At 69.8% G+C, this 13,279-nt stretch carries 14 protein-coding genes; 9 read left to right on the top strand and 5 right to left on the bottom strand.

Features of this window, described 5'->3' with window-relative positions; all coding sequences use genetic code 11:
• Window positions 1-10 precede the first annotated feature (10 nt).
• Genes H7K45_RS06810 through upp form a run of 3 tightly spaced genes read left to right on the top strand, consistent with a single transcriptional unit; the run spans window position 11 to window position 3,142 of the window.
• Window positions 11-1,246 (top strand): GTP cyclohydrolase II, encoded by a 1,236-nt coding sequence (locus H7K45_RS06810; protein ID WP_263995014.1) that lies wholly within the window; start codon window positions 11-13, stop codon window positions 1,244-1,246.
• A complete protein-coding gene (locus H7K45_RS06805; RefSeq protein ID WP_263995013.1) occupies window positions 1,243-2,475 on the top strand; it encodes a URC4/urg3 family protein in 1,233 nt (410 codons plus the stop codon). The genes H7K45_RS06810 and H7K45_RS06805 overlap by 4 nt, the downstream gene beginning before the upstream one ends.
• 25 nt (window positions 2,476-2,500) lie before the next feature.
• Complete coding sequence (upp, locus tag H7K45_RS06800) at window positions 2,501-3,142, top strand: uracil phosphoribosyltransferase (RefSeq protein ID WP_263995012.1); 642 nt, start codon at window positions 2,501-2,503, stop codon at window positions 3,140-3,142.
• A 1-nt stretch (window position 3,143) separates the two neighbouring features.
• On the opposite strand, the gene H7K45_RS06795 is transcribed toward upp, so the two are convergent.
• Together H7K45_RS06795 and H7K45_RS06790 are read right to left on the bottom strand one after the other, a co-directional pair.
• A complete protein-coding gene (locus tag H7K45_RS06795; RefSeq protein WP_263995011.1) occupies window positions 3,144-3,851 on the bottom strand; it encodes an Rv0518 family GDSL lipase in 708 nt (235 codons plus the stop codon).
• Window positions 3,851-5,092: an acyltransferase family protein gene (locus H7K45_RS06790; protein WP_263995010.1), complete on the bottom strand. Its 1,242-nt coding sequence runs from the start codon at window positions 5,090-5,092 to the stop codon at window positions 3,851-3,853. The genes H7K45_RS06795 and H7K45_RS06790 overlap by 1 nt, the downstream gene beginning before the upstream one ends.
• A 264-nt stretch (window positions 5,093-5,356) precedes the next feature.
• Between H7K45_RS06790 and H7K45_RS06785 the strand changes: the two genes are divergently transcribed.
• Window positions 5,357-5,794 (top strand): Rieske (2Fe-2S) protein, encoded by a 438-nt coding sequence (locus H7K45_RS06785; RefSeq protein WP_263995009.1) that lies wholly within the window; start codon window positions 5,357-5,359, stop codon window positions 5,792-5,794.
• On the opposite strand, the gene H7K45_RS06780 is transcribed toward H7K45_RS06785, so the two are convergent.
• Entirely contained in the window at window positions 5,791-6,393 is a 603-nt protein-coding gene (locus tag H7K45_RS06780) for a M15 family metallopeptidase (protein WP_263995008.1), read from the bottom strand. The genes H7K45_RS06785 and H7K45_RS06780 overlap by 4 nt on opposite strands.
• Before the next feature lie 65 nt (window positions 6,394-6,458).
• Here H7K45_RS06780 and H7K45_RS06775 point away from each other — a divergent pair, with 65 nt between their 5' ends.
• Complete coding sequence (locus H7K45_RS06775) at window positions 6,459-7,595, top strand: alkaline phosphatase family protein (protein ID WP_263995007.1); 1,137 nt, start codon at window positions 6,459-6,461, stop codon at window positions 7,593-7,595.
• 10 nt (window positions 7,596-7,605) lie between these two features.
• Window positions 7,606-8,352: a peroxide stress protein YaaA gene (gene yaaA / locus H7K45_RS06770; protein WP_263995006.1), complete on the top strand. Its 747-nt coding sequence runs from the start codon at window positions 7,606-7,608 to the stop codon at window positions 8,350-8,352.
• A gap of 80 nt (window positions 8,353-8,432) precedes the next feature.
• Here yaaA and H7K45_RS06765 read toward each other — a convergent pair whose 3' ends face one another.
• Entirely contained in the window at window positions 8,433-8,840 is a 408-nt protein-coding gene (locus H7K45_RS06765) for a VOC family protein (protein ID WP_263995005.1), read from the bottom strand.
• A gap of 78 nt (window positions 8,841-8,918) precedes the next feature.
• Here H7K45_RS06765 and H7K45_RS06760 point away from each other — a divergent pair, with 78 nt between their 5' ends.
• The 3 genes from H7K45_RS06760 (at window position 8,919) to H7K45_RS06750 (ending at window position 11,849) form a co-directional block, all read left to right on the top strand.
• Window positions 8,919-9,158 (top strand): hypothetical protein, encoded by a 240-nt coding sequence (locus H7K45_RS06760; RefSeq protein ID WP_263995004.1) that lies wholly within the window; start codon window positions 8,919-8,921, stop codon window positions 9,156-9,158.
• Window positions 9,159-9,327: 169 nt separating this feature from the next.
• Entirely contained in the window at window positions 9,328-10,344 is a 1,017-nt protein-coding gene (locus H7K45_RS06755) for a TerC family protein (protein ID WP_263995003.1), read from the top strand.
• A 44-nt stretch (window positions 10,345-10,388) separates the two neighbouring features.
• Window positions 10,389-11,849, top strand: coding sequence for an amidase (locus tag H7K45_RS06750; RefSeq protein ID WP_263995002.1), 1,461 nt, complete (start codon window positions 10,389-10,391; stop codon window positions 11,847-11,849).
• Here the strand turns inward: H7K45_RS06750 and H7K45_RS06745 are convergent.
• Window positions 11,846-13,150: a GAF domain-containing sensor histidine kinase gene (locus tag H7K45_RS06745; protein WP_443677446.1), complete on the bottom strand. Its 1,305-nt coding sequence runs from the start codon at window positions 13,148-13,150 to the stop codon at window positions 11,846-11,848. The two genes, H7K45_RS06750 and H7K45_RS06745, sit on opposite strands and share 4 nt — an antisense overlap.
• Window positions 13,151-13,279: the final 129 nt, after the last annotated feature.

Raw genomic sequence — 13,279 nt, 5'->3', positions numbered from 1 at the left:
AGGAGCGAGCATGGTCGCGCACATCCGACTGACCTCGCACAGCGGCGGGGTGGGTGCGCTGCCCATCACGTGGGACGCCCCGACCGCCGGCGAACGCGGACCGATCATCGGAACCACCACGAAACGCGCCCACCGCAACGTCATCGGCACCCACAGTGGCTCCTACGGCGTGTACCGGGCGCTGGCCGTCGCCGCGGGCGCCCTGTCCAAGGAGCACAGGGCCGACCTCACCAACACCGCACCCACCGACGTCATCGGGCCCTACCCGCAGTGGAGTGAGCCGGGCAAGATCGTCAGCCTCGATCCGTGGGGTGCCATGGTCGCCGAGGTGTTCGCCGACGAGCTGGCGGCGGGCCACGACATGCGCCCGACGATCGCCATCACCAAGGCGCACGTCATCCTGCCCGAGGTGGTCGACGCCGTCCGCACGGGTCGGCTGGTCCCCGACGGCCGCGTGCTGCTGCCCAGCGGGGCCGCGCTCGTCACCAAGGCTGCGGTCGAACCGGTCTGGTATCTGCCCGGGGTGGCGCGGCGCTTCAACTGTTCCGAAACCGACTTGCGCAGAGTGTTGTTCGAGGAAACCGGTGGCATGTACCCCGAGCTCGTCACCCGTTCGGACCTCGAGGTGTTCCTCCCGCCGATCGGCGGGCAGACCGTCTACGTCTTCGGCGCCCCCGCCCACCTGGCGGATCCGTCGGTCGAGTTGACCGCGCGAGTCCACGACGAGTGCAACGGCTCGGACGTCTTCGGCTCCGACATCTGCACGTGCCGGCCGTATCTCACGCACGCCATCGAGGAATGCATCCTCGGCGCACAGCGTGGCGGTGTGGGGCTGGTCGCCTACTCGCGCAAGGAGGGCCGGGCGCTGGGCGAAGTCACCAAGTTCCTGGTCTACAACGCCCGCAAGCGGCAGGTTGGCGGTGACACCGCCGACCAGTACTTCGCGCGCACCGAATGCGTTGCGGGCGTGCAAGACATGCGATTTCAGGAACTGATGCCCGACGTACTGCACTGGCTCGGCGTGCGCAAGATCCACCGCCTCGTCTCGATGAGCAACATGAAGTACGACGCCATCACCGGATCGGGCATCGAGGTCGGCGAGCGCGTCAACATCCCCGAGGAACTGGTGCCCGCCGACGCCCGGGTCGAAATCGACGCCAAGATGGCCGCCGGTTACTTCACCCCCGGACCGGTGCCGGACGCCGAAGACCTCAGGAACACGAAGGGCCGCGGGTTGAACGGATGAGCACCGGCGAGGCCGACGGTGCCGCGACGCTGCTGCGCACCACCGCCGCCGTCCGGGACCGCGCCACCGCGCTGCTGCAGCGCGCGCGAACCGGCGACTCGGCGTGGTTCGTCGTCGACGACGAGTCGACGCCCGCAGCCGTCGCCGAAGTCGTGACGGTGACGCGAGAGCGGTACCCGCACTTGGACATTCCGTTCCACAGCCGATGGCGACACTTCGAGGCCGGCGGCGTCGACCGCACGGCCGAGCTCGACGCGCTGCTATCAGCCAGGGATTCCAGCGGCCGGGCGCGCGCCATGGTCGACCTCGCGGTGGTCAGCGTCCTGCTCGACGCCGGCGCCGGACCCGACTGGCACTACGACGAAGCCGTCAGCGGCAAGCGGTTCGAGCGCTCGGAGGGCCTCGGCGTCGCGTCATGGCACGCGTTCGTCGACGGCGTCTTCTCCTCCGATCCCGACGATCCGCTGCGGGTCGACGCCGAGGGTCTGGCGGCCCTGACCCCCGCGCGGCTGGCCGCGGCGTTCCAGATCGGCCCCGACAATCCGCTGGTCGGCGTCGACGGCCGGGTGGAGCTGCTGCACCGGCTCGGCCGGGCAATGAGCGCACAGCCCGAGACCTTCGGCTCGCCTGGACGCCCCGGCGGATTGTTCGACCGACTGGTGCCCCGGAACGGCCCGGCGACGGTCGCCGCGCACGACATCCTCTCCGAGCTGCTGCGGTCCTTGTCGCGAATCTGGCTGGCGGACAACGCCATCGGCGATCAACCCCTGGGCGACTGCTGGCGCCACCGCGCCGTCACCGGACCTGGCCTCACCGACGGCTGGATGCCGTTTCACAAGCTCTCGCAGTGGTTGACCTACTCGCTGCTCGAGCCGTTCGGTTGGGCCGGCGTACCGGTGACCGGTCTCGACGCACTGACCGCCCTGCCCGAATACCGCAACGGCGGACTGCTGCTGGACACCGGCGTGCTCCGGCTGCGCGACCCCGACTGGCTCGGTTCCTCCTGGGCCGTCGGCGACGAGCTCGTCGTCGAATGGCGGGCGTTGACGGTGGCGCTGCTCGACGACCTGGCCCCACGGGTACGCGACGAGCTGGGAGTGGACGCGACCCGGATGCCGCTGGCCTGCGTGCTGGAGGGTGGCACCTGGGCAGCCGGACGCGTCCTGGCCAACCGCCACCGTGGCGGGTTGCCACCGCTGGTCGTCGTCAGCGACGGCACCGTCTTCTAGACCGCCTTCAGAAAGGGGACGACACGTGGACGACAGTCAGGACACGCTGCACCTGGTGGACCACCCACTGGTACAGCACAAGCTGACTCTGCTGCGACGAAAGGAGGCGTCCACGAAGACCTTTCGCCAACTCGTCAACGAGATCGCCGCACTGGTGGCCTACGAGGTGCTACGTGACATACCGCTGCACGACGTCGAGGTCGAGACACCGCTGGAGACCATGACCGGCAGGGTGATCGACGGCAAGAAGCTGGTGTTCGTGTCGATTCTGCGGGCCGGCACCGGCATCCTGGACGGCATGCTGAGCGTCGTGCCGGGCGCCCGGGTGGGGCACATCGGTCTGTACCGCGACCCCAAGACCCTGGTGGCGGTCGAGTACTACTTCAAGATGCCGGGCGACTTGGAGGAGCGCGACGTGGTGGTCGTCGACCCCATGCTCGCCACCGGGAACTCGGCGATTGCCGCGGTCGACCGGCTCAAGGAGTGCGGCCCGAAGTCGATCAAGTTCGTGTGCCTGCTGACCTGCCCCGAGGGGCTCGCGGCCATGGCGAAGGCCCACCCGGACGTGCCCGTCTACACCGCCGCCGTCGACCGACAGCTCGACGAGCACGGCTACATCCTGCCGGGCCTCGGTGACGCCGGCGACCGCATCTTCGGCACGAAGTAGGTCACACCCGGCGCGGCAGCTGGTCGCCGATCAGCGGCGCGATCTTGTCGGCCATGTAGGCGTGGCCGGCGTTGGTGGGGTGCACGCCGTCGGCGCCGATGAGATCCGGGCGGTCCACGAACCACCGCTCGGCAATCGGGTCGACGAACGTCGCGCCGGCCAGCATCGACTGAAACGACAGGATGTCGCGGATCTGCAGCACCGCGGGCGGCACGTCCGCCGTCGGCCACGGCGGACCGATCACCAAGAGCCGCGCGCCGGGGGCGATGCTGCGCGCCAGGGACAGCGCGTTGAAGACCTGCCCGTTGAGGGCGTTGGGGTCGACCCCCTGGTCGTTGCGCGACCCGTAGAAGACGACGACGGCGTCGTCGGGCCGCACCGCTCGCGGCGTGAGGTCCACGAACAGGTTGCCTTGGTCGCCGCGCACGCCGTAGCCCGCCCGGCCCTCGGCGGCGACGTCGGCGCTGACCGGCATTCCCCGTCGGGCCAATGTCTTCCAGGCCAGCGCAGGCCAGGCGTTGGGGCCCTGACCACCGATCGCGGTGCCGTTGGTGTACGAATCGCCGACGACGGCGATCCGTGTCACCGGCGTACCAGCCGTCGTGACGTCATAGGGCGTCGTGCGGGACGACGGCGCGTTCAGCAGGACCCCGACCACCAGGGTCAGGGACAGGACGAACGTGGCGAACCGGCTACCGAAGTCGTGCATCAACCCGCCTGGATTCGAAGTGTCGTGGGCCGATCGTCCACCGAGTCCCGGACGAGGTGAGGCTCGGGCACGTCGGACTGCGGGGTGTGTTCGAGGTCGACAGGCGGCCTGCGCTCACCGACCATGCGGCGCATCCACATTCGCGCGGGTTCCTCCACGAAGTGGAACAGCAGGATCCCCAGGCCGAGCGACACCAGCAGCAGCGCGACGTAGACGAGCTTGGCGCCGATGCTCGGCGCGAAGGTGATCTCATACTGCGCCATGATCCACAGCCAGGCTGTGTGGACCAGCTCGTGCACCATGTACAACCCGAAGGAGACCTGCCCGCCGTAGACCATCACCCGGGTGGACAACAGCGCGGGCAGGGTGCCCGACCCGAGCGCCAATGCCACGACCAACGGCATGAACAGCACGTCGACGAGACCGAAGTCGTCCCGGATGTTCGGCAGCGGGTGCGCCTCGAACCAGTACAGGGCGCCGATGATGGCCACCAGCAACAGCACCGACACCAGTCCGGCGACGGTCCGACCGCGGTCCGACGGCCGCATCTTGCGCACCGCCGCGCAGGCCAGCGCCCCCGCGGTGAACTGCAGCACGATGCGCGGCAGCCAGCTCCACGGCGTGTAGAACTGGCCGCCGGAGCCGACCAGCAGGATCAGCGGCGGCAGGGTCGCGGCGAAGGCCAGCAGCAGCAGACCCCGCGCCCGCGTCGCGCGGTCGACCCGGTGGATCACCAGAATGAGCACCCCGAACAGCAGGTACGCCAGCCACTCGGCGCTGATCGACCAGGCGGGCCCGTCCCAGCTGGAGAAGTCGAAGAAGGGCTGGAACCACAGCTGCACCATCACCAGCTGGCGCAGATAGCTGATCGCCGTCAGCGACCCCGCCTCCGGAGACGGGAAGTTGCCGTAGTTCAACGTGAAGATGATCCACAACGCGGCCAGGTGCATCGTCACCAAGTACAGCGGCCACACCCTCGCTAGCCGCAGCCACAGGAAGTGCAACGTGGCTCGCGTCGACCAGCGATCGCCCATGCGCTCCAAGTAATTCCACGTCAGGACGAACCCGCTGAGGATGAAGAAGAGGTCGACGCCCTGTGCGCCGCAGTCGAGGACCGGCTTGAGCGAGTCGTAGAGGGGCGGTGACGCCATCTGCAGCAGTGGTCGGAAGTGGAACATCACGACCCACACGGCCGCAACGATGCGCAGGCCGGACAGGGCCTTGATCTCTCCGGTGCGCACAACACTCTTTCCGTGATTCGAGCCGGCCGGGTCGCGGGTGACTCCGCGCCGTTGCGTCAGCTGCCGCGCGGTCGGGGCCTGCTGTCGGCTCTTGGGAGGGTAACAGCGCCGCCATCGCGGTGGCGGGTCCGCAACGCTGTGTACTTGCTGGCACGCGGCGCCACTTCCGCGTTCGGTGGCCGATTACCAGGTCCGCGGGCCACAATTCGTGCAGGACCTCGTGCAGCCCCGCGGGGCCCACCCACTGAGAAGGACTGCCACCCCATGCTCGAACACATTCGTCCCCAGCGTCGCACGGTCATCGTCGGCGCCGGCGTCGGCGCCCTCGCTGCCGCCGTCGCGGCCTGTAGCTCCAAAGACGAGACGGCCACCGCGGAATCGTCGTCGTCACCCGCGGCGTCCTCCTCGGCCGCCGCCGCGCCGGGCGCCGCGTTGGCCAAGACGGCCGACGTTCCGGTCGGCTCGGGGGTCATCGTCGACGACGTGGTGATCACCCAAGCCACGGCCGGGGACTTCAAGGGCTTCTCGACGGTGTGCCCGCACGCCGGGTGCAACGTCAACAAGATCACCGACGGCAAGATCATCTGCCCGTGTCACGACAGCGAGTTCAATCTCGACGGCTCCGTCGCCAAGGGCCCTGCGAAGAAGCCGCTGGAGACCAAGGCCGTGACCGTGCAGGGCGAATCGATCGTCGCTGGCTAACCGGCGGCGTTGGGTCGCAGCGGCGGGCAGATGCCCGCGGCGTCGACCGCGAGCTCGAAGTGCCAGATCTCGTTGGCGTAGATCTGGCACAACCCGAACCGCGAGCCGTTGGCGATCATCCACTGATCGGCCACCACGGGGCCCACGTCGACCGCCTTGCCGACCACGTGCATCGACTTCTCCGGTGACGCCACGAACTGGGCCGCCAGGTCGGCGCTGCCGTAGGTGGTCACGGCCTGGTCGAACAGTCGCTTCTGAAATCCCGTGGAGCGCCACCCCGAGGTGAGTTTCACGTCGACGCCGTCGGCGGACGCGGCCGTGGCGGCGTTCTGGATCGCCGCGAGCAGCGCGGGTTCGAGGAAGCCGACGGCGGGGTTCTCCACGTCGAACGGCGAGATGAGCTGGCCGTCGGCGACCAGGCCGCCCGTGGTGTCCTCGGCGGCCGTGCCGATCGACAACGGTTCGACGGCGACGGCGGCCGTGGGCGGCGGCGCGGAGGTGGGCGGCGCGGAGGTGGGAGGTGAGGTCGTGCCGCAGCTCATCAGCAGCGCGCTGAGACCGACGGCCGTCACCACCGATCCGGTCACCGCCTGGCCCATGGGGTGAGGGTATTCGGCACCGGAGCCCACTCCCGCATCGGAGCCTGTGGCAGGCTCGGTGACCGATGGACCTGCCCCGCCCCGACCCGGGTCTCCCCCACCTCGCCGACGTCGCGCCCTCGGTGCTCTCGGCCCTCGGCGGCCCCGAGTTCGACCGACGAATTCCGTTGCGAGACGGGCTGGCCGGGGCGTGTGTGCTGCTGGTCGACGGTCTTGGCGCCGACCTGTTGGACGCCCACGCCGCCGACGCCCCGGTCCTGGCCGGCCTTCGCGGGCAGTCCCTGAGCGTGGGCTTCCCGTCCACGACGGCCGCCGGGTTGGCTGCCGTCGGCACCGGGTGCCGCAGTGGCGAGCACGGCATGGTCGGGTATTCCTTCAGGTTGGGCGATTCGGGCGTGGTCAACGCCCTGCAGTGGCGCAGGCACCCTGGCGGCGAGGATCTGCGTGACGTGCAGCTACCCGAGCAGGTGCAACCCCTGCCCACCGTCTTCGAACGGGCCGCGGCGTCCGGATTCGCCGTGACCGTCGCGTCCAACGCACAGTTCGCGGGCACCGGGTTGACCCGCGCGGTCCTGCGAGGCGGGCGCTTCGTCGGCGTCCACGGCCTCGGCGACCTCGCCGCGACGATCCAGCACGCCGTCGCACGCGGGGGCTTCTGCTACGGCTACCACGGCGACCTCGACCTCATCGGTCATCTTCACGGCCCGGGTTCGGTGGCGTGGCGGCTGCAGTTGCGTCAGGTCGACCGGCTGGTCGAGTCGATCGTCGAGGGTCTCCCCCCGGGCACCTTGCTGGCCGTCGTCGCCGACCACGGCATGGTCGCCGTCGGTGAGGACGACCGGGTCGACGTGGACACCACGCCGGAACTGCTCGACGGCGTCCACGCGATCGGGGGCGAGGCGCGCGCGAGGCACGTCTACGCCGTCGACGGCGCGGCCGGCGACGTGCTCGCAGCGTGGCGGGAGGTCCTGGGCCGACGGGCGTGGGTGGTCTCGCGCGACGAGGCCATCGCCGCGGGCTGGTTCGGCGACCGCGTCACCGACCGCGTCGCCGACCGCATCGGAGACGTCGTGGCCGCGGGGCGCGACAGCACGGCGCTGGTGCGCCGCACCGCCGAGCCCGTCGAGTCGGGGCTGGTGGGCCACCACGGCTCCCTGACCACCGCCGAACAGCGCGTCCCCCTGCTGCTGGCCTACGGCTAGTCTCGTCGCCGTGATCGTGCTGCTGCCGCCGTCGGAGACCAAGCGCGGCGGGGGCGACGGTCCGCCGCTGGGGCTGAACTCCCTGAGCTCCCCCGAGTTGGGTGAGCTGCGGGCCACCCTGGTCGACGAGCTCGTCGACCTGTCCGCCGACCGGCCCGCGGCGCGCCGCGCCCTCGGGATCTCCGCGGCCCAGGACGCCGAGATCGACCGCAACGCCGCTCTGCGGACGGCGAACACCATGCCCGCCATCGAGCGGTACACCGGCGTGCTCTACGACGCCCTCGACGTCGAATCACTCAGTGGCGCAGCCGCTTCCCGTGCCCGCTCCCGTCTCGCCGTCGGGTCGGCCCTGTTCGGGTTGCTGCGGGCAGGTGACGCCGTCCCCGCCTACCGACTGTCGGCGGGCTCCAAGCTGCCCGGCGGAGCCACGCTGGCGTCGCGGTGGCGGCCGGTGCTCGAACCCGTCCTGGCCCGGCTGGCCGCCGAGGAGTTGGTCGTCGACCTGAGGTCGGGGTCGTACGCGGCGCTGGGCAGGGTGCCCGGCGCGGTCGACGTCGACGTGGTCGCCGAGCACGACGACGGTCGCCGCACCGTCGTCAGCCACTTCAACAAGGCGCACAAGGGCCGGCTGGCCCGGGTGCTCGCGTCGAGCCGCGCCGAACCGGGCGACGCCGCGGCGGTCGCCACCCTGGCCCGTCGAGCGGGCATGCGCGTCGAGCGCACCGGCAACGACCTGGTCGTCGTGGTCCCCGCCTGAGTGCACTGCGACTGGTGGAGACGCGGACGTTCCCTGGCGATGCCGTCCTGCTGCGCTACCTGGCCGCGGACCGCTAATCCCTACAGCGTCCCGAAGAACTCGATGGAGTTGCCGTCGGGGTCGGCGACGAACATCCACCCCATTCCAGGAACCGGAGCGAACTCCGTCGGCGGCTCGACGACGTCGTAGCCCGCGGCCTCGACCGTGGCGGCCAGGGCACGCAGGTTGCGCACCCCGACGGTGAAGTACCGCAAACCGGCCTGCGCGCGGCCGCCCCCCGCGGCGACGGGCAACGGCGGCGGTGTGGTGTAGGTGACGAGCTTCAGCACGCTGCCGCCGAGGGTGTACCGCCGCTGCGTGCCGTCGGCGAAGTCGATCTGACCCTGAGGCTCGAGGCCGAGGAAGCCCTCGTAGAAGTCCACCATGGCGTCGACGTTGGTGGTGACGAGGCCGATCTCGACACCGGGGCTGAGCAGGTCCAGGATCACGGGCTCAATGTAGGGGTGCACCGGGCACCCGCGCGGAAGAATGGTCGCCGGTGGGACTCGGGGAGGGAAGATCGCCGCATGGAGACGTTCATTCGCTACGTCAAGATCCAGCTCTTCGTCTTCCTGTGCGGCATCGTCGGCCCGATCTTCCTGATCGTCTTCTTCGCGGTGCAGCCCGAACCGGACACGAAGTGGCTGTACTGGGCCGGCCTGTTCGTCACCACCGGCGACATCCTGATTGCGCTGGCCCTGACCCACGCGCCCGTCGACGACGTCGCGGTGCCGGGCTTCTCGCAGCGCCGCCGCGGGCGGGGCTGATTGCCCGTCGCGGCGGTCGTCTGCCACACTGGACCGCGAGGGGAGTATTCCTTCGCCACGGTGTCGTCATCACGTTGCCCAACGCTGGGCAGCCGGTGCCGTGGATCGCACCAGGTGTGCGGTGGCAGAGACCTCGGCCGTAGAAACACGACCGGAGGCAGCTTCAGCCATGCAAGTCACCCAAATCGAATGGATCGTCACCCTCGGCGTCACGCTGGCGGTCCTCCTGTTCGACATCATCTTCATCGCCCGCCGGCCACACGAGCCGACGTTCAAGGAATGCGCGATCGCGCTGTCGTTCTACGTGGGCCTCGCCGTTGCGTTCGGCGTGTGGGTCACCTACTTCCACGGCACGCAGTTCGGCGTCGAATTCTTCGCCGGCTGGCTCACCGAGTACAGCCTGTCGATCGACAACCTGTTCATCTTCTTGATCATCATGGCCAGCTTCAAGGTGCCAAGGAAGTACCAGCAGGAAGCGTTGCTGATCGGCATCATCCTGGCGCTGATCTTCCGCGGCATCTTCATCGCCATCGGCGCGGTCGCGATCAACCAGTTCTCCTGGATCTTCTACGTCTTCGGCGCCTTCCTCGTCTACACCGCGATCACCCTGATCCGCGACACCGACCATGACGACGACGCCGAGAACAGCGTGGTGCGGTTCGCCCGCAAGCACCTGACCCTGACCGACAAGTGGGAGGGGCTGAAGCTGTGGATCAAGGAGGACGGCAAGCGGCTGATGACGCCGATGTTCCTCGTGATCGTCGCGCTCGGCACCACCGACCTGCTCTTCGCGCTGGACTCGATTCCCGCCATCTACGGGCTCACCAAGGAGCCCTACATCGTCTTCACCGCGAACGTGTTCGCCCTGATGGGTCTTCGCCAGCTGTACTTCCTGCTCGGTGACATGCTCAAGCGCCTGGTCTACCTGTCCCAGGGGCTGGCGTTCATCCTGGCGTTCATCGGCGTGAAGCTGGTGCTGCACGCGCTGCACGAGAACGAGCTGCCGTTCATCAACGGTGGCGAACACGTTCCGGTGCCGGAGATCCCGACCCTGGCCAGCCTCGGCGTCATCATCGTCACGCTCGTCATCACCACGGCCGCGAGCCTGTACAAGACCCGCGTGGTCGACAAGAAGCCCGATGCGGTCGACGAGAAGAAGACCGAGCACGTGGAGGAGACCAGCTAGCGTCGACTTGCCGAAAGCGATGCCAGGCTTGAGGATTCGAGCCAATGGATACGCAACGCGCTCGTGACCTGGCATCGCTGGACGCACTCGGGCAGGGAGAACTCCTGGCCGCGGGTGAGTTGACCGCCGTCGAACTACTGGATGCCGCCGTCATCCGACTCGAGCTGGCCCGCGGTCTCAACGCCGTCGTGACCGACCTCGTCGACCGTGGACGTCGGCAGGCGGCGGCACTCGACGACTCCGGCGCCCTGCGCTCCGGGGAACTCGGCCCGCTGGCCGGCGTGCCGTTCCTGCTCAAGGATCTGGGCGCGTCCCTCGCGGGAGCGCCCGAGGTGATGGGGTCGCGGGCGTTGCGCGGCTACGTCCCGACCGAGTCGTCCTGGGTGGTGGAGCGGTACCTGGACGCCGGCCTGGTGGTGTTCGGCAAGACCAACACCCCGGAATGGGGCAACCACTGCACCACCGAGCCCGTCGTCTTCGGCCCCACGGTCAACCCGTGGTCGCCCGACGTCACCCCCGGCGGTTCGAGCGGAGGTTCCGCGGCCGCCGTGGCCGCCGGGGTGGTGCCCGCGGCGTCCGGCGGCGACGGCACCGGTTCGATCCGGGTGCCTGCGTCGTGCTGCGGGCTGGTCGGCCTCAAACCCCGGCGCGGACGCAGCTCGTTCGCCCCGGACGGCGGTCAAGGGATGGAGGGGCTGGTCAACGGGCACGCCCTGACGCGGACCGTCCGTGACAGCGCGGCGCTGCTGGACGTCATCGCCGGGTCCGCGACCGGCGACCCGTACACCGTGGCGCGGCCCGACATGCCGTTCCTCACGGCGATCACCCGGCCGCCGACGGGGGTGCGGGTGCTCACCACCACCGACTCCCCGTTCCCGGGCCCACCGACCGATCCGGAGGTGATCGCCGCAGTCGAGGCGGTGGCCACCGTCCTCACCGACCTCGGGCATTACGTCGACTCGGGGGCGCCGAGCTTCGACCCCGACGCCGTCGCCGATGCGATCGCCGTCCTGCACACCGTCAGCAACGCCCAGTTGCATGCCTTCGGCGCGCAGGTGCTGGGCCGGGAACCCACCGAAGACGACTTCGAGCCCAGCAGCTGGGTGATGATGCGCGAGGGCTTCGAGACCACCGGTGTGGCGTACGCCGAGGCGATTGGGGCGGTGCACGCCCAGACGCGGCGCTTCGCCGCGGGTATGACGGCCCACGACGTGCTGCTCGTGCCGACACTGCTGACTCCCCCGCCGCCGTACGGGTTGCTCAACCAGCCGCGCGGGACCACGCGGGCGTTCTTCGACGTCGAGTTCGCCACCACCGGCTGGACCACGATGGCCAACGTCACCGGCTGGGCGGCCGTCTCACTTCCGCTCGGGACGACGACGACGGGTCTGCCCATTGGCGTCCAGTTGATGGCGCCCGACGAAACGGTCCTTCTTCAGGTGGCGGCCCAGCTCGAGACCGCGATGCCGTGGGCCGACAGGCGCCCCGCCGGCTGGGTCGGCTAACTCGCCGCGGCGGGGGCCAGCTCCTCTGGCGGCACGGGAATGGTCGCAGTCAGGGTCGTGCCCTCCCCCTTCGGACTGCTGACCTCGAGCCGGCCCGACACCGCCTCCACCCTGTCCCGCAGACCGATCAGGCCGGATCCACCGCCGTCGGCCGTGGCGCCACCGACGCCGTCGTCGGCGACCTCGATGCGCAGCGCGTCGTCGACGAGTCCGACCTGGATGGTGATCCCCTGCGCTTGCGCATGCTTGGCGGCGTTGGTCATGGCCTCGGCGACCACGTAGTACGCGGCCACCTCCACGGGCTCGGGGAACCGGCGGTCGAGGTCGACCCGGACGCTGGCCGGCACCACCGACCGACGCCCCAGCGCGCGCAGCGCCGGTCCCAATCCACCCTTGGACAAGATCGCCGGATGGATTCCGCGCGAAAGTTCCTGGAGGTTCGCGTACAGGTCGGCCAAGCCGTTGATGACGTTGTCGAGCTGGTTGCGCACGGTGACGTCCTCGGCAGGTACCGACGCCTCGATGGTGCGCAAACCCAGGCCCAGCGCCACGATCCGCTGCTGGGCGCCGTCGTGGAGATCGCGTTCGAAACGCCGCCTCGCCTGGTCGGCCGCCGCGACGACGCGAGCCCGCGACGCCCTCAGCTCCGCCTTCGTCTCGGCGTTGGAGACGGCCGTGGACACGAGGTCGGCGAAGTCGCAGACGCGGTCCTCGGTACCCTCCGGCAACGGCCCGTCCTGCCCCGAGCCCACCATCAACGCGCCCTTGACCGTGCCGTCGACGCTCACCGGTGACCCAACGGCCGACCTCATCCCGAGGCGGCGCATGCGGGAGGCGATCGTCCCGGTCAGCACCGAGTAGTCGTCGACCCGGGCCGGACTACCGCTCGAGCGGATCCGGCCGGTGATGCTGTCGCCGTCGATCGGCATGCGCTCCCCCACCAGGAGCCTTTCGCGACCCGGCCGGTCGTGCGTCGCCAGCACCGTGCAGAGGTCGTCGGCGTCGAACCGGACCAGCGTGACGTGCTCGACGTCCAGGCCCCGCGCCAACTCGGTCACCGTCACCGGGTACACCGCCGACGGTTCCGCGCCGCGGGCCACCAGGGTCGCCACCCGGCGCAACGCGGCCTGCTGCGTAGCCAGCGCGGCGGCCTCGCGTCGTCGTTCCTCGGCTTCCAGCGCGCGCAACCGCGCCTGGCCCGCCAGGACGTTCGTCAACAGAGCCACCGGCAGGAACACCGTCAGCGCGGCCGTGATGCCGTCGAGGTGGAACGACAGATAGACAGACCAGCGCGCTGGCAATGGACGTCGCGATGGCCAAGCCGAAGCTCCAGCCCGCAGAGATGACGAGCACCCCGAGCAGGAAGATCGCGCCGAAGGCATTCTCCGGGGCCACCCTCGTCAGGTAGCGCACCACCAGCGTCTCGACCA

The sequence above is a fragment of the Mycobacterium yunnanensis genome (assembly GCF_025823185.1).
Classification (GTDB): domain Bacteria; phylum Actinomycetota; class Actinomycetes; order Mycobacteriales; family Mycobacteriaceae; genus Mycobacterium; species Mycobacterium yunnanensis.
The sequence above is the reverse complement of the archived record's forward strand: the minus strand, read 5'-3'. Positions and strand labels throughout refer to the sequence as shown.

What these genes read in the sequence shown, in the direction of transcription:
- H7K45_RS06795 (WP_263995011.1), bottom strand. Translation starts at nt 3,851, where the DNA reads ATGCACGACTTCGGTAGCCGGTTCGCCACGTTCGTCCTGTCCCTGACC.
- H7K45_RS06775 (WP_263995007.1), top strand. Translation starts at nt 6,459, where the DNA reads ATGGACCTGCCCCGCCCCGACCCGGGTCTCCCCCACCTCGCCGACGTC.
- H7K45_RS06750 (WP_263995002.1), top strand. Translation starts at nt 10,389, where the DNA reads ATGGATACGCAACGCGCTCGTGACCTGGCATCGCTGGACGCACTCGGG.
- H7K45_RS06780 (WP_263995008.1), bottom strand. Translation starts at nt 6,393, where the DNA reads ATGGGCCAGGCGGTGACCGGATCGGTGGTGACGGCCGTCGGTCTCAGC.
- H7K45_RS06805 (WP_263995013.1), top strand. Translation starts at nt 1,243, where the DNA reads ATGAGCACCGGCGAGGCCGACGGTGCCGCGACGCTGCTGCGCACCACC.
- H7K45_RS06785 (WP_263995009.1), top strand. Translation starts at nt 5,357, where the DNA reads ATGCTCGAACACATTCGTCCCCAGCGTCGCACGGTCATCGTCGGCGCC.
- H7K45_RS06810 (WP_263995014.1), top strand. Translation starts at nt 11, where the DNA reads ATGGTCGCGCACATCCGACTGACCTCGCACAGCGGCGGGGTGGGTGCG.
- H7K45_RS06755 (WP_263995003.1), top strand. Translation starts at nt 9,328, where the DNA reads ATGCAAGTCACCCAAATCGAATGGATCGTCACCCTCGGCGTCACGCTG.
- H7K45_RS06760 (WP_263995004.1), top strand. Translation starts at nt 8,919, where the DNA reads ATGGAGACGTTCATTCGCTACGTCAAGATCCAGCTCTTCGTCTTCCTG.